Here is a 16,717-nt window from a genome sequence, read left to right as displayed (position 1 = left end):
CGAAGCTTTCGCCGGGGGTTGACGAAAGGGGCTTCCTGCCCCTTCGTCAACGTGCGGCATCCCTGCCGCACCCCTTCGGGCTGATCCCAACGAAAGCTCCGGTGCTCGGCGCGGCATACGGGAGAAAACCATCCGAGAATTAGCAAAGGGATCGCATAAATTTGATTTTGGACAGTTACTGAATTTTAGGAGCCAAAACCTATGAAATTTGGGAATACATATCTCTGTCGACAGGCCTTTCGTTTTGAGATATTTAGAGCAAAGTAGGGTACGCACCGCGTACCTTTGGGTTTATTCACCACCATCGAACGTATCAAATTTTCCGGCCATATCCGAGCCCCATTGCTCTAGTTCCCACGTGTCACGTGGGAACTCAGATGTGCCGCGCTGCGGTGCATTTGTGCCGCAGCGCGGCCAAGCCCTGCATTACCACGCGGCGCGTGGGAACGAGGAAAATCAGTTTGACACGAGTCAAGCGTAGCCTCGATGGAGCGCCAGCGGAATCGAGGGCGACGACCATCCGGTTATCAAGCCTACGACGGAAATTGGGAAAATTGGCCATCAGATCATCAGGGCAACGTCGACAAACGGTAGGGGATTGGCCTTCGAATCCTCGATTGCATCGAGGCTACTTACTACTTGCTAGTTCCCATGTGTCACGTGGGAACTCAGATGTACCGCGCTGCGGTGAATTTGTGCCGCAGCGCGGCCAAGCCCTGCATTACCACGCGGCGTGTGGGAACGAGGAAAATGGCCTTCGAAACCTCGATTGCATCGAGGCTACTTGCTTGTTTTAATGACGGTATCTACAGGCTCAATTCAAAATTTCAAAATAAGGATTCTTATCAACAGTAGCTGCCTCGACTTTCCTTTTCAGAAACTCGATAAGATCATTCTGCTGTTCAAGCAATCGAACAATTTCGTGGAGAGAAATTAGCGCTATCGTTTTTTGCGCCAATGCTTCCCGACAACTTGAGATCGCCGTGTCTGAGTAGCCATTAGATGCGATGAATAATCCTCTGGCATCATGCCGCCCATAAATTCTAACGAGGTGTTGTGCGAGCTTGTCAACCCCGATTGGCTCTTTAACCCACTTCATTTCAATGAGGTATATGTGTCCGTTGAATTCTATGACGCCATCAATCTGCTCAAGTATTCCAGCTCCTTCTGGATCAACGCGCCGAAAATCTTCTCGAATGAGGATGTCATAGGCTTGAAAGAAAGAATTCAAAACTTTCTCAAGGTGCTTTCCTCGTTTTTGAGGCTCGTTTTCCATCGGAAAAAGAGCGTATAAATCATTTTTGACCTGTTCGATAGCACCGCTTTTTTTCTTCTTAGCTTCAATCTCTTGCTGCCGGATTTCAGTGTAAAGTTGTTTTTCCCGCTCCCTTTCCTTTGCCATGCGGGTGAAAGAATCTTTAACATTTACAACTCGTCTGAGTTCTCCTACCAACCCTTTTGCCTTAAGTTGATCATTTGGCCAGCATGTGGAGAAATCTTCGAATTCAACAACGCGCTTTACGATTTCGCGGCGAGCTTTCAGTCGGGAATCACCTTTTTCATTGACCCGCTGTATCACCGTTCGCGTTATTTCGTATTTATTTAAACTTTCGCGATTTGTTTGCAATCGGCGGGATAGATCAGACAATTCCCCATCGGGCACGCCTGCACCACGAAAAAACACAAGAATGTCATTTTTAGATCGACAGAGAAGCGGAATAGTATCGACTAATAGATTGAGAACTTCCGGTGGATAGTGATAGATGTCAGTCATATTGAATTGTAACTTCGCTTTTTTGTGCTAAAAAAGAATCAAACAATTCTTGTATATCGTCCCATACTAGCGAATATACAGAGTTGTCTTATCAGTGCTGCTAACCAACAAAAAAGGCCGGTTCCCCGGCCTTTCTCAAATCAAACAGCTTATTTCAACAACCCCTGCAACAACCCATTCAACTTATGCACAAACGCCGCCGGATCGTCCAACTGGCCGCCTTCGCTGAGGATGGCCTGGTCGAACAAAATGTGGCTGATGTCCGCAAACCGTGTATCGTCTTGCTCGTTTTTCAGGGCTTGGACGATGGCGTGATCCGGGTTGATTTCGAAGATGGGTTTGCTGTTACCGCCCATGCCGAACATGCCGCCGGCGTGGCCGGCTTCCTTCATGATCCGCTCCATGTGCAGACTCATGTCGTAAGCGCCGGTGACCAGGCAAGCAGGGGAGTCGGTCAGACGGTGGCTGATTTTGACTTCGCTGACTTTGTCGGCCAGGACCTCTTTGAGTTGTTTAACCACCGATTCGAAGTCCTTGCTGACTTCTTCCTGGTGTTTTTTCTCTTCTTCGGTATCGAATTTGTCCAGGTCCAGCTCGCCTTTGGCAATGGATTGCATGTGCTTGCCGTCGAATTCGGTCAGGCTGGAGACCAGCCATTCGTCGATACGGTCGGTCAGCAATAATACTTCGATGCCTTTTTTACGGAACACTTCCAGGTGCGGGCTGCTTTTGGCGGCGGCGAAGCTGTCGGCGGTGATGAAGTAGATTTTCTCTTGTCCTTCCTTCATCCGGCTGACGTAGTCGGCCAGCGACACGTTCTGGGTTTTGTCGTCGGTATGGGTCGATGAGAAGCGCAACAGGCCGGCAACGCGGTCCTTGTTTTTGTGGTCTTCAATCGGGCCTTCTTTGATGACGTTACCGAATTGCTCCCAGAATTTTTGGTATTTCTCCGCGTCGTTTTCGGCCAGGTCTTCCAACAATCCCAAGACCTTTTTAACGGCGCCGCCTTTGATGGTGCTGATCTGCTTGCTTTGTTGCAGGATTTCGCGCGAGACGTTCAGCGGCAAGCTGTCGGTGTCGATCACGCCGCGAACAAAGCGCAGGTAGCGCGGCATCAATTGCTCTGCATCGTCGGTGATGAAGACTTTCTTGATGTACAGCTTGACGCCGTGTTTGGCGTCGCGGTCCCACAAATCGAACGGCGCGCGGCCCGGTACGTAAAGCAACAAGGTGTATTCGTTGGTGCCTTCCACCTTGCTGTGGACGTGAGCCAATGGATCTTGGAAGTCGTGGCCGACGTGTTTGTAGAACTCGTTGTACTGTTCTTCAGTGATGTCGTCTTTAGACTTGGTCCACAAGGCCGAGGCGCTGTTGACGGTTTCGTCTTCGACGCGGGCTGGCGAGGTCTCGTTGCCTTCGTCGTCTTTCTCTGCCGGGATTTCCTTGCTCATGATGATCGGCAGGGAGATGTGGTCGGAGTATTTTTTGATGATCGAACGCAGTTTCCAGGCGCTTAAAAATTCGTCTTCGCCTTCTTTTAAATGCAAGACGATTTCGGTGCCTCGGCCGGCTTTGTCGACAGATTCGATGCTGTATTCGCCCAGACCGTCGGATTCCCAGCGCACGCCGTCGCTGGCTGGCGCGCCGGCTTTGCGGGTGGTCAAGGTGACTTTGTCGGCGACGATGAACGATGAATAAAAGCCCACGCCGAATTGGCCAATCAGTTCGCTATCCTTGGCCTGATCGCCGGTCAGCCTTTCGAAGAAGGCTTTGGTGCCGGATTTGGCGATGGTGCCGATGTGGTCCTGCACTTCTTCGCGGGTCATACCGATGCCGTTATCGGTGATGGTGATGGTCTTTTTGGCTTCGTCGAAATCGACGCGGATTTTCAGTTCGCTGTCGCCTTCGTACAGGCTGTCGTTGGCCAGGGCTTCGAAGCGCAATTTGTCCGCGGCGTCGGAACCGTTGGAGATCAGCTCGCGCAAAAAGATTTCCTTGTTGCTATACAAGGAGTGAATCATCAAGTGCAGCAAATGTTTTACTTCGGTTTGAAAACCAAGGGTTTGTTTGTTTGCTTCAACAGTCATGTCTATACTCATTTGGTTGTAAAGTGGACTCGGGCGAGTTGGGGATGATAATTTTATTTTTCAAGTCCGCCCGCTACGTGGATTTTATGGAGCCGATTTCTTGAGCGTTTTATTAGCCTTTCTGCCATGAGTTTTAGTTTAGCCGGCAAAAGTATCCTGATTGTCGAGGACAATCCCGTGTTTCGGAAAGCGATGCGCGACATGCTTTATAGCTTGCAAGCCGTCACTGTTGTCGAAGCGGATAATGGCATAGCCGCGATCAATGCCATGAGTAAAAGCAGTTTCGATATTGTGTTGTGCGATTACAACCTGGGTGTGGGTAAGAACGGGCAGCAGGTGCTGGAGGAAGCCAGACACCGGAATTTAATCGATTATCGCTGCGTGTTTGTATTGATCAGCGCCGAGCAGACGACCAGTGCGGTGTTGGGGGTTATGGACAGCAAGCCCGATGAATATCTGACCAAGCCCTTTAACGCGCAGCAACTAATGAGTCGGCTGACACGGAATTTTGCCCGCAAGGAATTTATGGCCAGTGTCGACAAGGCGTTAGCCGCTGGCGATTTGTCTAAAGCCATTCAGTTATGCGATGCACTATTGCTGTCCGGGGACAAGAAAATGCATTTGCATTTGCTGAAAATGCGTGCCGAGCTGGCGATTTCCGCGGGTGATTTCGATAAGGCCAGGCAGATATATCATGAAGTTCTGGAGCATAGAGAACTGCCCTGGGCCCGATTGGGTTTGGGCGTGATCGATTTTCAAAACAATAACATCGAACAAGCGATTGCCGGTTTTCAGAGCCTGGTGGCTGATAATCCGATGTTGATGGAGTGTTACGACTGGCTGGGCAAGGCCTACGAAGCATTGGATCAGTACAGCGACGTCGAAAGTGTGTTGCAGCAGGCTTTGCAATTGTCGCCGCAATCGATACTCAGGCAAAAAAAACTGGCCGAAGCGGCGGACCGGAACGGCAATCTGGAAACCGCCGAGAAGGCCTATAAGTCGGTGGTGAAGCTGGGCAAGCATTCCGTGCATCGTTCCTGCAGTGATTTTGCCGGATTGGCCAAGCTTTATGCCAAAACCAATGCCGCGGACGAGGCATTAAAAACGCTGGAGGAAATGCGCAAAGAATATGCCAATCATCCCGAGGCGGAATTACGCGCCTCGACTGTGGAGGCGGATGTGTATAAAACGCTGGGTAACGACGAGTTGTCGCAGAAAGCGTTGCTAAAGGCGGTGGATATATGCGGCCGCTTGGGTAATAAAGCGCCCAGGGACTTGCAGTTGGAAGTAGTGAAAACCTGCTTCCTCAGCGATGAACACGATAAAGCCGAAGAAATACTTTACGATCTGATTCATGCACATATCGACGACGAACAATTTTTGAACGATTTACGCCGCATGCAAAGCGGCATTGGCATGGATAATCACTCGGAAATTCTGATTCAAAAAACCAAGCAGGCTTTGATTGCGACTAACAACAAAGGGGTGGCGCTTTATAAACAGGGTAAGTTTTCCGAAGCATTGGATTTGTTCGAACAGGCCATTCTGACTATGCCGGATAATAAAACCATCATCGTGAATATGTTGAAGATCATGATTCATGATTTGAAGGTTAATGAGTTTTGCGAAGAAAAAAATCAGCGCATCAGAGCTTTATTTATTAAAGCCAAGCAAATTGGCGTTGATCCACATAAGCTGGGGATATTACAAATGGAGTATGCAAAATTGCGGCAGTCTCAAGCGGTCAAGGCTTAAAACCATGCAAACCCATCCTAAAAACAACGATTTGTTTCCGACTGTTCTCGCGTCAACCGTTCACGATATAAAAAACTCATTGGGTACCTTGCTGGAGCTGGTTAGGCAAACTGCTGCCAAACAAGACGGCCCATCCGCTGAGTTAAATCAGTTGGAATTCGAAGCGGCTCGCATTAATCACAGTCTGATGCAATTGCTGGTGATGTATAAGGTCGATTCGCAAAAATTTAGTTTGGATCTCGAGGAATGCTCGGTAATCGATATCATCTATGAAGCGATTCATCAGCAGGCGCGCTTGAGCGGATTGCACAATATCGATCTGCAAGTGGATTGCGGTGCTGATGTGATTTGCTATTGCGACTATCCCATCATCAGCAATGCGCTGGCAGCTGTCTTGAATAATGCTTTGCGCTATACCCACAAAACCGTTTTGATTGCCGTGACTGAGGAGGATGGCTATCTAACCATCGCCATCGAAGACGACGGTGCGGGTTATCCGCCTCATTTTTTAACCGCGGACTTAAACGATACGGCCGAATTGGACTGGGTGTCGGGAAATACCGGCCTGGGTTTGTATTTTGTGTCGGTAATGGCCGGCCTGCACAAAAATGCCGGGAAAAACGGATTTGTGCGGATCGACAACGAAAGTCGTTTGGGTGGGGCGAGGTTTAAACTTTTTTTGCCTTAAGGATTGCAGAATCATTAGACACTGAAGGATGGTACTAAGGTACAATGGCCCCGATAATAATAGCGTTTTTCGTCGGGCAGACGGTTAGAAAAAATAAGAAAACTTTAAAAATGAGTATTTTAGTCACCGGTGGGGCCGGGTTTATCGGCAGCAATTTTGTATTGGATTGGTTGGCGCAAAGCGACGAATTGCTCGTCAATTTGGATAAATTGACCTATGCGGGTAACTTACAGAATTTGGCTTCGCTACATGACGATGACAGGCATGTATTTGTTCAAGGTGACATTGCGGATTACGATTTGCTGCTGAGTTTACTGCAAAAGTACCGGATTCGGGCCGTGATCAATTTTGCTGCCGAATCACATGTTGATCGTTCCATCCACGGACCGGAAGATTTTATTCAAACCAATATCGTCGGCAGTTTCCGTTTGTTGGAAGCGGTACGGCAATACTGGAACAACTTGGAACAGCCGGCCAAGCAGGCTTTCCGGTTACTGCACGTGTCTACAGACGAGGTGTACGGTTCTTTGGAAAAGACCGATGCGCCGTTCGCCGAAACCCACCAGTATCAACCCAATAGTCCTTATTCAGCCAGTAAAGCCGCCAGCGACCATTTGGTGCGTGCTTATCACCATACTTACGGTTTGCCTGTATTGACTACCAATTGCTCCAACAATTACGGTCCTTATCATTTCCCGGAAAAACTCATCCCGCTGTGCATTCAAAACGCCTTGTCCGGCAAAGCGTTGCCGATTTATGGCGACGGTCAACAGATACGCGATTGGCTGTTTGTGAAGGATCATTGCAGCGCGATTCGCCGGGTGCTGGAAGCCGGCAAGCTTGGCGAGGTTTATAACGTCGGCGGTTGGAACGAAAAAGCCAATCTGGATGTAGTCAACACGCTATGCAGTATTCTGGATGAGCTGCAGCCGCGTAGCGACGGCAAATCCTATGCCGAACAGATTACCTATGTCACCGACCGGCCTGGGCACGACAGACGTTATGCCATCGATGCCGGCAAGTTGGAACGGGAGCTAGGCTGGAAACCGGCGGAAACCTTTGAGACAGGCATTCGCAAAACCGTGCAGTGGTATTTGGATAACCAAGCCTGGGTTAGCAATGTGTTGTCCGGTGACTACCAGTCCTGGCTCGATAAAAACTATGCAGGGCGCACTGCGTGATCAATGCTTTGCATGGTTGAGTGAATGAAAGTTTTATTGTTCGGTAAAAATGGCCAGCTGGGTTGGGAGTTGCAACGCAGTTTGGCGCCTTTGGGCGAATTGCTTGCGCTTGACAGATTCGACCAACATTATTGCGGCGATTTAAGCAACCCCAACGGGATTGCCGAAACGGTTCGCGCGCTGCGTCCCGATGTCATCGTCAATGCTGCTGCCTATACCGCAGTGGATAAGGCCGAGTCGGAAAGCGACTTGGCGAATACGATCAATGCGGTGGTGCCGGGAGTTTTGGCGGCAGAAGCCAAACGTATCGATGCCTGGTTGCTGCACTATTCGACGGATTACGTATTCGACGGCAGCGGTGATAAACCCTGGCGGGAAGATGATCAGGTTGGGCCGTTGAATGTCTATGGGCAAAGCAAATTGGCTGGGGAACGTGCCATTCAAGCCAGCGATTGCCGGCATTTGATTTTTCGGACCAGTTGGGTTTACGCAGCCAGAGGTAATAACTTTGCCAAAACTATGTTGCGCCTGGCGCAAGAACGGCAACAGCTGTCGGTGATTAACGATCAAATCGGTACGCCAACCGGCGCCGAATTGCTGGCGGATGTGAGTGCCCACGCTATTCGTCATGCCTTGAAAACACCTGAAGTGGCTGGTGTTTATCATCTTACCGCTAGCGGCGAAACCAGTTGGTACGATTACGCACATTTGGTGCTTGATTATGCCCGTCAAGCCGGGCTGGCGCTGAAAACCGACAAACAATCGGTTACGGCAATTCCCACCAGCGCTTACCAAACGCCGGCGCAGCGGCCATTAAACTCACGTATGAATACTGAAAAGTTGCAAAGCGTGTTTGATTTACAACTGCCGGCTTGGCAAAAGGGTGTCGAGCGAATGTTGTCTGAACTCTACGGGAAGTGACTATGAACCAGCGCAAAGGCATCATCCTGGCCGGAGGATCCGGCACCCGGCTGTATCCGGTAACCAAAGCGGTTTCCAAACAATTGCTGCCGATTTACGACAAGCCGATGATTTATTACCCGCTCAGCACGCTAATGCTGGCCGGAATTCGCGATATTTTGATCATTTCCACGCCGCAAGACACCCCTTTGTTTCAGCATTTATTGGGTGACGGCAGCGATTGGGGGATTAATCTGCAATATGCCGTACAACCCAGTCCCGACGGGTTGGCGCAAGCTTTTATCATCGGCAGGGATTTTGTCGGTTCGCAACCCAGTGCATTGGTATTGGGTGACAACATTTTTTACGGCCACGATTTACACGTTCAATTGGAACGCGCGACCGATCAATCCTCAGGGGCAACGGTTTTTGCCTATCATGTCAATGACCCGGAGCGCTACGGTGTCGTCAGCTTTGATGCTCAGGGTAGGGCAACTTCGCTAGAGGAAAAACCGACGCAGCCAAAAAGTAATTATGCAGTCACCGGTTTGTACTTTTACGACAATCAAGTCGTCGATATAGCCGCCAATTTACAGCCGTCGCCGCGCGGCGAGCTGGAGATTACCGACGTCAATAAAATGTATCTGGACCTAAATCAGCTTAGCGTCGAAATCATGGGTCGCGGCTATGCTTGGTTGGATACGGGTACTCATGCCAGTTTGATCGAGGCCAGCAATTTCATCGAAACCATCGAAACCCGGCAGGGTTTGAAAATCGCCTGTCCGGAAGAAATCGCCTGGCGTAGCGGCTGGGTTGGCGATGAGCAAATCGAAAAATTGGCCAAGCCATTGGCGAAAAATGGCTACGGCCAGTATTTACTGGGCCTATTGAATAAGCAGGTGTTTTAATGCAAGCAACTAGACTTGCTATACCCGATGTCGTTTTATTTTCACCAAAAGTATTCGGTGACGAACGTGGTTTTTTCTTTGAAAGCTTCAACCAAAAAATTTTTCAGGAGCTGACAGGATTAAGTGTCAATTTTGTTCAGGACAACCACTCCAAATCTCAAAAAGGAGTGTTGCGCGGATTACATTACCAATTGCCGCCTAAGGCGCAAGGCAAGTTGGTGAGGGTGGTCCAGGGAGAGGTGTTCGATGTGGCGGTGGACATTCGTAAGAATTCCCCTACATTCGGAAAGTGGGTCGGCGAGATACTTTCTGTGGAAAATCGACAGCAAATGTGGATACCGGAGGGATTTGCGCATGGCTTTTTAACGTTGTCCGAAACAGCCGAGTTTTTATATAAAACCACTGATTATTATGCGCCCGAATATGAGCGTTGCATTACCTGGAATGATGCAGATTTGAAAATCGCCTGGCCATTTGAGGGCGTGCCGCAACTTTCGAGCAAGGATTTGCTGGGCGCAACGTTCAAGGATGCCTGTTAGCCTAACATTTAACATGTTTATATCCGCCGGGCTGGCACTGCAGCATGCAGTTTATCGCTGCCGCTTGGTTTGATTTCAATAAAAGAGGAAGTTATATGAATAAAAGAGAACGCTCAATGCTCGACCTTTTAAAGAAGGGAAAGCAGGAGTATGGATACGAAGGCATTAAAGCCGAGTTTGAAGCGGAAGGTACTAGAACGGACGAGCTGTTGAGGCTGATTGAGATAGTGCGCAGAGCTGACCTGAAAGTGGGTTTGAAGATTGGCGGTTGCGAAGCAATGCGGGATTTATTAGAGAGTAAGTTAATTGGTGTGGATCATATCATCGCGCCGATGATTGAAAGCACTTACGCGCTGTCTAAGTATATAGACGCGAAGAACAAAGTATTCACGGAAGACGAGCAGCAAGATACTGATTTTTTATTCAATATTGAAACCGAACAAGCGTTTCAAGTGGTGCAAAGCTTGGCCGATCAAGCTAGGCAAGATAACGGTGTCGATGGCATGGTGTTTGGCCGTGTAGATTTTTCCTTGTCACGAGGTTATTCGAGAGATGCCATTAATCAGCCGCAAGTAACGGAATGTTGCATTGCCACTGCCAAAGAGTGTAAAGAAAAAGGTTTGGATTTTGTAGTGGGCGGCGGTGTTTCCATTGATGCATTACCCGCATTAAAAGAAATTAATCAGGTTCACCTTACCCGATTTGAAACCAGAAAAGTCATATTTTCCGGTCATTCGTTAGACAAGCCGGATATTGAAAAGGGCTTGTTAAACGCTGTGCATTTTGAGTTACTTTGGTTACAGAATAAACGCGATTATTACGACATTATTGCCAAGGAAGATCTGTCTCGAATAGCGATGCTTGAGGGACGTTGGAACGTATTAAGAGATAGCAATTAATTCGGTCGAAGCAATGCAAAAAATTCTGGTCTTCGGCGGTACCGGTACAATAGGTGCACATGTTTGCCAATTATTCGATACCAAGGGATGGCAGGTCGTTATAGCGTCCAGAAAGCAAAGCGCGCTTCCTGAGCATATTTTATTTGACCCATTCGATGACAATTTGAATTTATCCGCGCTTAAAGCAGCAGGGCAATTCAATGCCGTGTGTTGGGCGCAAGGGATGAATTGTAACGATAGTGTTTATAATGTTGATACAGATAAAAATATTGAACTATATAAAGCTAATTGCTTGTTTATTGTCAAAGCATTAAATATTTTATTAAATGAAAATATATTAGCCGAAAATGCGCGTTTAGCCGTGATTAGTTCAATATGGCAAAATATCGCCAGACAGGACAAGTTATCGTATTGCATGACTAAATCCGCGTTGCATGGATTAGTGCTTTCCGCTGCAACCGATCTTGCCCGTGACGGCTATTTAATTAATGCGGTTTTGCCGGGGGCATTGGATACGCCAATGACTCATCAAAATCTTGCGCCGGAACAGCTGAAAAAGATAATCGATGCGACGAAGTTTAACCGACTAGCCACGTTGGAGGATGTGGCCAATATGGTTTATTTTCTGTGTTCTCCGGAAAATACCGGTATAACAGGTCAATTTATTAGTGCAGACTTAGGGTTTAGTCATGTCCGTATCGTTTGATATTCAATCCAGTATTGCAAATTATCGCGTGGTAATAGAAAACGGTGCTTTTGCCGAAGTACAACGGCAAGATGAGAATAGCGCCGTGTTATGCGATAACTTTTTTGAAACGGCTTTTTCCGGGAATGCCAAGGTTATTGCGGTGCCGGCGAATGAAGAAACCAAGAGTTTGACATCCGTACCCGAGATAATCGTAAAAATGCGAGATTTAGCCTTAACAAGGCAAGCTAAATTGACGGCTGTCGGTGGCGGTAGCCTGCAGGATATAGCCACCTTTTGTGCATCGATTTATATGCGCGGTATCAAATGGGATTATATTCCCACCACTCTATTGGGTATGGTGGATTCTTGTATTGGGGGTAAATCATCTATCAATGTTGGACGTTATAAAAATCTGGTTGGAAACTTCCATCCCCCGGAAACCATTATAATTGATCCGAATTTAGTAAAAACCCTCAACTCAGAACAGAAAATCGCCGGATTGTGCGAGGCCGTGAAGATTTGCTATGCCAAAGGAAGTTCGTGTTTTTCTGAGTATATGCGGTTAAATCCGCAAATGGATATGAATGTAGAAGGGTATGCGGACGTCATTGAATTAAGTTTAAAAGCAAAAAAATGGTTTATCGAAATTGATGAATTTGATAAGGCCGAGCGTTTATTACTGAATTTTGGTCATACCTTCGGGCACGCTTTGGAAGGTGCTTCCAATTTTGAAGTGAGCCATGGCATAGCGGTTGGGTTAGGTATGCTGATTGCTATTAACTATGCCCAAGTGAGCGGTGGCCTGGAGCACATTCCGGCGGATACTCAACAGTTGAAAGATTATGTCATTGGCTTATTGGATGAAATTCCGATGCTGAAGGAAATTATCCAGCGAATTGATGTGGAAAAAGTCTTTGAGTGTTTTATATCCGATAAAAAGCATTCCACCAGTCATTTTATTATTATCAGTGTGAATGGTTCCGGAGCGTTAGAGCGGTTATTTATCGATAAAACCGAGGCAAATATAATCAATTTGAAGTCTGCGATTAGTTCAGTCATTAATCAGAGCTACAAATAATGGCTTTTGATTTCAAAAAAGCGTTTGGCGCTGATTATCCATTTATATTGGATAACCTATTTAGTAAACAAAGCCATATTGCTGTGACCGGTGCCAGCGGCTGGTTAGGCCGGGCAACTCTGGAATTGTTTTCCGCTTTGTACGGCGATGAATTTAACCTGCGGGTATCGGCCTATGGGTCGCGCGAACAGCAGATAGTATTGGCTGATGCCCGTACAGTATCCGTTAGACCTTTGGTGGAAATCACCCATAGGCATACGCAACATACTCTCTATTTGTTTCACTTTGCGTTTTTAACCAAGGATAAGGTTGGCGGATATACAGACGATGAGTATATTCGTTTGAATAGAGCTATTCAGGGCTTGGTGACACAGGTATTGGAACAATCACAGGTAAAAGCTGTGCTATTGTCGTCGTCCGGAGCAGTCTACGATTATTTAAACGATAGCAACAGAGATGAATCTGCAAATCTCTACGGTAGATTAAAATATGAAGATGAGTTGCTCTTTCAAGAGATATGCAGTAAATCCGATATAAAACTTCTTATCCCGAGAATATTTAATCTAAGCGGGCCATATATCAATAAGCTAAGCGCTTATGCCTTGTCCTCGATTATTGCGAATGTCGTAGCCCGAGAAAATGTGTTAATTCGGGCAAATAAGCCCGTGTTTCGGTCTTATATTTACATACTGGATTTACTGCTGATCTGTATTCGCCTGATGTTTTCGGAACGTTTCGAAAACATCGTCTGTTTCGACACCGTGGGTGATGAAACGGTGGAAGTGGGTGAGTTAGCTGAAAAAGTATGCAAGCTCCTTAATGCTGCTGACTTAACAGTTGAACGTCCGAATATGATAAATGGGGAACCCGATAGCTATTTGGGAAACGAGCAGCCTATTAAAGACATTATAAAGGGGTTCGAATTTCCCGTAACAGGTCTGGATCGACAGATTTTAGAAACTGCCGAGTATATTCGTAATTTGAATACATGTAGTGGGTAGATGATTATGTCTATAACCAAGAGGAAATATTAATGAAGTTGGTTATTCTTGCGGGTGGATTGGGTACTCGTATTAATGAAGAAACCTCGGTGAAGCCTAAGCCGATGATTGAAATAGGCGGCAGGCCTATTTTATGGCATATAATGAAGTTATATTCTCATTATGGAATTAACGAATTTATAATATGTTTGGGTTATAAAGGCTATATTATTAAGGAGTATTTTGCGAATTACTTTTTACATATGTCGGATGTGACCTTCGATATGGAGCATAACGAGATGCAGGTGCATCAAAAATATGCGGAGCCATGGAAGGTGACCTTGGTTGACACCGGTGAGTTAACCATGACGGGCGGTCGCTTAAAAAGAGTTCGCGATTATGTCGGCGATGAAACATTCTGTTTTACTTACGGGGATGGGGTCGGCGATGTCGACATTCATGCGTTGATCGATTTTCATCATTCTCACAATGACGCCGCAACAGTGACCGCCGTGCAACCGCCCGGCCGGTTTGGTGCCTTGGAATTGGTGGGTAGCCGCATCAAAAGTTTTCAGGAGAAACCGCAGGGCGACGGTGCCTGGATCAACGGCGGTTTTTTTGTGTTGTCACCGGCAGTGTTCGATTTAATCGATAGCGACGAAACGCTATGGGAAAAAGAACCGATGGAGCGCCTGGCGAACAGCAATCAGCTGCACGCTTATTTCCACAAAGGCTTCTGGCAACCCATGGACACATTAAGAGATAAACAGCATTTGGAACAGCTTTGGCAACAGCAAAAAGCACCGTGGAAAATATGGTAGAGCATAGCGATTTTTGGCGAGGCAAAAGGGTTTTTATAACCGGGCACACCGGATTTAAAGGCGGTTGGTTGGCGTTATATCTGCACCGGTTAGGTGCGGAGATCAAAGGGTATGCGTTACCGGCGCCTACTGCGCCCAGTTTATTCCAAGTGGCTGATGTGGCTTCGGTACTGCAGCATGTTGAAGGCGATATTCGCGATTTAGTCAGCGTGATGGCGGAAATGCAAAGTTTTCAACCTGAGATTGTGTTTCATTTGGCCGCGCAACCGCTTGTTCGTTATTCCTATCAACAGCCGGTGGAAACCTATGCCACCAATGTGATGGGTACGGTTAATTTACTAGAGGCGGTCAGGCACACTGCGTCGGTAAAGTCAGTCGTGATAGTCACCAGCGACAAATGCTATGAAAACAAGGAATGGTTGTGGGGCTACCGTGAAAACGAGCCGATGGGCGGCTTCGATCCTTACAGCAACAGCAAAGGCTGCTCAGAGTTGGTGACTGCCAGCTATCGCAATTCCTTTTTTCCCAGCGAACGCTACGCTGAACACGGTGTGGCGGTGGCGTCGGTGCGTGCCGGTAATGTGATCGGCGGCGGGGATTGGGCTCAAGATCGTTTAATCCCCGATATTATGAGGGCGTTCATGGCTGGGGAGGCAGTGACGATTCGTAACCCTACGGCCATCAGGCCCTGGCAGCATGTACTGGAGCCGGTGACCGGCTATGTCCTGCTGGCAGAACAACTGTATAAACAAGGTGGCCGATATGCGGAGGGCTGGAATTTCGGGCCTGGCGAAGCAGATGCGCAACCCGTATCGTGGATATTGGAAAAACTGGCAGATTTATGGGGCAATGGCGCAAGTTGGCAAATCGATGGTAGTGAGCAGCCGCATGAAGCGCACTATTTGAAGCTTGATTGCTCCAAAGCCAAGACCCTTCTGGGTTGGGTACCGCGTTGGACTCTGGCCCAAGCGTTGGCGATGATTGTCGACTGGAACCTGGCCTATCAACAAGGCAAGGATATGCGGCAAGTCTGCGCGGAGCAGTTAGAGCAGTTTTTGACGGCTGATCAACATTAATTTTATTGAACACAAAGATAAGACAGTGACAGAAAATACATTAAAAGCGCAGATTTTGGATTTGGTTGAACAATACGCCGCCGAACGTTATGCCGAAAAAGCTTTCGTTCCGGAACAGTCCGTAGTGCCGCCTTCGGGTAAAATTCTCGGCGCTAAAGAACTTAGTTATATGGTCGAAGCCTCGCTGGACGGTTGGTTGACTACCGGACGATTTAACGACCAGTTTGAAAAGCAATTGGCAGAGTTTATCGGGGTTAGCAGCGCGTTGACGGTCAATTCCGGTTCCTCTGCGAATTTGCTGGCTTTTGCCTGTTTGACATCCGAAAAACTGGGTGATCGTGCCTTACAGAAAGGCGATGAAGTCATTTCCGTAGCGGCCGGTTTTCCCACAACGGTTAATCCCATTCTGCTTTACGACCTTGTTCCGGTATTTGTCGATGTGGAAATTCCTACCTACAACATCGATCCCAGTAAAATCGAGGCTGCCATCACGCCTAAAACCAAAGCAATTATGATTGCCCACACGCTGGGCAATCCGTTTGACCTGGATAAAGTCGTCGAAATCGCAAAAAAATACAATCTCTGGTTGATAGAAGATTGCTGTGATGCCTTAGGCACAACCTACAAGGGCCGTAATGTCGGTACCTTCGGCGATATTGGTACACTCAGTTTTTACCCTGCTCACCACATCACCATGGGCGAGGGTGGCGCGGTATTTACCAGCAGTCGCCGCCTGAAAACTATCATCGAGTCGTTTCGGGATTGGGGAAGGGATTGTTACTGCGCCCCCGGTGTTGATAATACCTGTAAAAAGCGCTTCGGTTGGCAGTTAGGCGATTTGCCGGCTGGCTACGACCACAAATACACCTATTCGCACTTGGGGTATAACTTAAAAATTACCGATATGCAGGCGGCATGTGGCTTAGCGCAGTTAGAGCGTGCGCCGGAATTGATTGAAATCAGAAAACGTAATTTTAAATTCCTGAAGCAACGCTTGGCTACTTGCGAGCAGTATTTGATTCTGCCGGAAGCCACACCGGGATCGGATCCCTCATGGTTTGGGTTTCCTATCACGCTGAAGGAAGACTCAGGTCACGAGCGCGTGGAATTGTTGAAATATCTGGATAAATACAAAATCGGCTCCCGCTTGCTGTTTGCCGGAAACTTGACCCGTCAGCCCTATATGAAAGGCAGACAATATCGAATTTCTGGCTCATTGGATGTAACCGATAGAATTATGCGGCAAACTTTTTGGATCGGTATTTATCCAGCCTTGACCACAGAGATGCTGGAATTCGTTGCCGAAAAAATAGAAATCTTTTTTGGTATCCGTCAATAAGCTG

The 16,717-nt window shown here is 47.6% G+C and carries 15 protein-coding genes; 13 read left to right on the top strand and 2 right to left on the bottom strand.

Annotated elements, in window-relative coordinates:
• Positions 1-814: 814 nt before the first annotated feature.
• Both QLH52_RS13990 and htpG read right to left on the bottom strand, forming a co-directional pair.
• Complete coding sequence (locus QLH52_RS13990; RefSeq protein ID WP_319961967.1) at positions 815-1,774, bottom strand: restriction endonuclease; 960 nt, start codon at positions 1,772-1,774, stop codon at positions 815-817.
• Between the two features lie 149 nt (positions 1,775-1,923).
• Positions 1,924-3,861, bottom strand: coding sequence for a molecular chaperone HtpG (gene htpG, locus QLH52_RS13985; RefSeq protein ID WP_319961966.1), 1,938 nt, complete (start codon positions 3,859-3,861; stop codon positions 1,924-1,926).
• 126 nt (positions 3,862-3,987) lie between these two features.
• Between htpG and QLH52_RS13980 the strand changes: the two genes are divergently transcribed.
• The 13 genes from QLH52_RS13980 (at position 3,988) to rfbH (ending at position 16,713) form a co-directional block, all read left to right on the top strand.
• Complete coding sequence (locus QLH52_RS13980; protein ID WP_319961965.1) at positions 3,988-5,616, top strand: tetratricopeptide repeat protein; 1,629 nt, start codon at positions 3,988-3,990, stop codon at positions 5,614-5,616.
• A gap of 4 nt (positions 5,617-5,620) precedes the next feature.
• The gene (locus tag QLH52_RS13975) at positions 5,621-6,304 is read left to right on the top strand and encodes a sensor histidine kinase (RefSeq protein WP_319961964.1); all 684 of its coding nucleotides are present in this window, start codon (positions 5,621-5,623) and stop codon (positions 6,302-6,304) included.
• A 110-nt stretch (positions 6,305-6,414) separates the two neighbouring features.
• Positions 6,415-7,485, top strand: coding sequence for a dTDP-glucose 4,6-dehydratase (rfbB, locus tag QLH52_RS13970; RefSeq protein WP_033155745.1), 1,071 nt, complete (start codon positions 6,415-6,417; stop codon positions 7,483-7,485).
• A 24-nt stretch (positions 7,486-7,509) separates the two neighbouring features.
• Positions 7,510-8,406 carry a dTDP-4-dehydrorhamnose reductase gene (gene rfbD / locus QLH52_RS13965; protein WP_205450648.1) on the top strand — a complete coding sequence of 299 codons (897 nt, stop codon included), beginning with the start codon at positions 7,510-7,512 and terminating at the stop codon, positions 8,404-8,406.
• A gap of 2 nt (positions 8,407-8,408) precedes the next feature.
• Positions 8,409-9,293: a glucose-1-phosphate thymidylyltransferase RfbA gene (gene rfbA, locus QLH52_RS13960; protein WP_205450647.1), complete on the top strand. Its 885-nt coding sequence runs from the start codon at positions 8,409-8,411 to the stop codon at positions 9,291-9,293.
• On the top strand, positions 9,293-9,832 hold the full coding sequence (gene rfbC, locus QLH52_RS13955; protein ID WP_205450646.1) for a dTDP-4-dehydrorhamnose 3,5-epimerase: 540 nt from the start codon (positions 9,293-9,295) through the stop codon (positions 9,830-9,832). Before rfbA ends, rfbC begins: the two co-directional genes overlap by 1 nt.
• A 44-nt stretch (positions 9,833-9,876) precedes the next feature.
• A complete protein-coding gene (locus QLH52_RS13950; RefSeq protein ID WP_225892867.1) occupies positions 9,877-10,731 on the top strand; it encodes an aldolase/citrate lyase family protein in 855 nt (284 codons plus the stop codon).
• A 13-nt stretch (positions 10,732-10,744) separates the two neighbouring features.
• Complete coding sequence (locus tag QLH52_RS13945) at positions 10,745-11,437, top strand: SDR family oxidoreductase (protein ID WP_205454457.1); 693 nt, start codon at positions 10,745-10,747, stop codon at positions 11,435-11,437.
• Positions 11,421-12,497, top strand: coding sequence for a 3-dehydroquinate synthase (locus QLH52_RS13940; RefSeq protein ID WP_205450645.1), 1,077 nt, complete (start codon positions 11,421-11,423; stop codon positions 12,495-12,497). Before QLH52_RS13945 ends, QLH52_RS13940 begins: the two co-directional genes overlap by 17 nt.
• On the top strand, positions 12,497-13,498 hold the full coding sequence (locus QLH52_RS13935) for an NAD-dependent epimerase/dehydratase family protein (RefSeq protein WP_205450644.1): 1,002 nt from the start codon (positions 12,497-12,499) through the stop codon (positions 13,496-13,498). The genes QLH52_RS13940 and QLH52_RS13935 overlap by 1 nt, the downstream gene beginning before the upstream one ends.
• Positions 13,499-13,530: 32 nt before the next feature.
• Positions 13,531-14,298 carry a glucose-1-phosphate cytidylyltransferase gene (gene rfbF / locus QLH52_RS13930; protein ID WP_033155240.1) on the top strand — a complete coding sequence of 256 codons (768 nt, stop codon included), beginning with the start codon at positions 13,531-13,533 and terminating at the stop codon, positions 14,296-14,298.
• Entirely contained in the window at positions 14,292-15,374 is a 1,083-nt protein-coding gene (gene rfbG / locus QLH52_RS13925) for a CDP-glucose 4,6-dehydratase (RefSeq protein WP_205454456.1), read from the top strand. Before rfbF ends, rfbG begins: the two co-directional genes overlap by 7 nt.
• 25 nt (positions 15,375-15,399) lie before the next feature.
• Entirely contained in the window at positions 15,400-16,713 is a 1,314-nt protein-coding gene (gene rfbH, locus QLH52_RS13920) for a lipopolysaccharide biosynthesis protein RfbH (RefSeq protein ID WP_033155238.1), read from the top strand.
• Positions 16,714-16,717: the final 4 nt, after the last annotated feature.

This window comes from Methylomonas defluvii (assembly GCF_033949435.1).
Classification (GTDB): domain Bacteria; phylum Pseudomonadota; class Gammaproteobacteria; order Methylococcales; family Methylomonadaceae; genus Methylomonas; species Methylomonas defluvii.
This window is presented reverse-complemented; position numbering and strand designations above follow the sequence as displayed.

Bases quoted from the DNA above. Each gene is read 5' to 3' on its own strand.
- QLH52_RS13990 (WP_319961967.1), bottom strand. From the start codon at position 1,774: ATGACTGACATCTATCACTATCCACCGGAAGTTCTCAATCTATTAGTC.
- htpG (WP_319961966.1), bottom strand. From the start codon at position 3,861: ATGACTGTTGAAGCAAACAAACAAACCCTTGGTTTTCAAACCGAAGTA.
- QLH52_RS13980 (WP_319961965.1), top strand. From the start codon at position 3,988: ATGAGTTTTAGTTTAGCCGGCAAAAGTATCCTGATTGTCGAGGACAAT.
- QLH52_RS13975 (WP_319961964.1), top strand. From the start codon at position 5,621: ATGCAAACCCATCCTAAAAACAACGATTTGTTTCCGACTGTTCTCGCG.
- rfbB (WP_033155745.1), top strand. From the start codon at position 6,415: ATGAGTATTTTAGTCACCGGTGGGGCCGGGTTTATCGGCAGCAATTTT.
- rfbD (WP_205450648.1), top strand. From the start codon at position 7,510: ATGAAAGTTTTATTGTTCGGTAAAAATGGCCAGCTGGGTTGGGAGTTG.
- rfbA (WP_205450647.1), top strand. From the start codon at position 8,409: ATGAACCAGCGCAAAGGCATCATCCTGGCCGGAGGATCCGGCACCCGG.
- rfbC (WP_205450646.1), top strand. From the start codon at position 9,293: ATGCAAGCAACTAGACTTGCTATACCCGATGTCGTTTTATTTTCACCA.
- QLH52_RS13950 (WP_225892867.1), top strand. From the start codon at position 9,877: ATGCAGTTTATCGCTGCCGCTTGGTTTGATTTCAATAAAAGAGGAAGT.
- QLH52_RS13945 (WP_205454457.1), top strand. From the start codon at position 10,745: ATGCAAAAAATTCTGGTCTTCGGCGGTACCGGTACAATAGGTGCACAT.
- QLH52_RS13940 (WP_205450645.1), top strand. From the start codon at position 11,421: ATGTCCGTATCGTTTGATATTCAATCCAGTATTGCAAATTATCGCGTG.
- QLH52_RS13935 (WP_205450644.1), top strand. From the start codon at position 12,497: ATGGCTTTTGATTTCAAAAAAGCGTTTGGCGCTGATTATCCATTTATA.
- rfbF (WP_033155240.1), top strand. From the start codon at position 13,531: ATGAAGTTGGTTATTCTTGCGGGTGGATTGGGTACTCGTATTAATGAA.
- rfbG (WP_205454456.1), top strand. From the start codon at position 14,292: ATGGTAGAGCATAGCGATTTTTGGCGAGGCAAAAGGGTTTTTATAACC.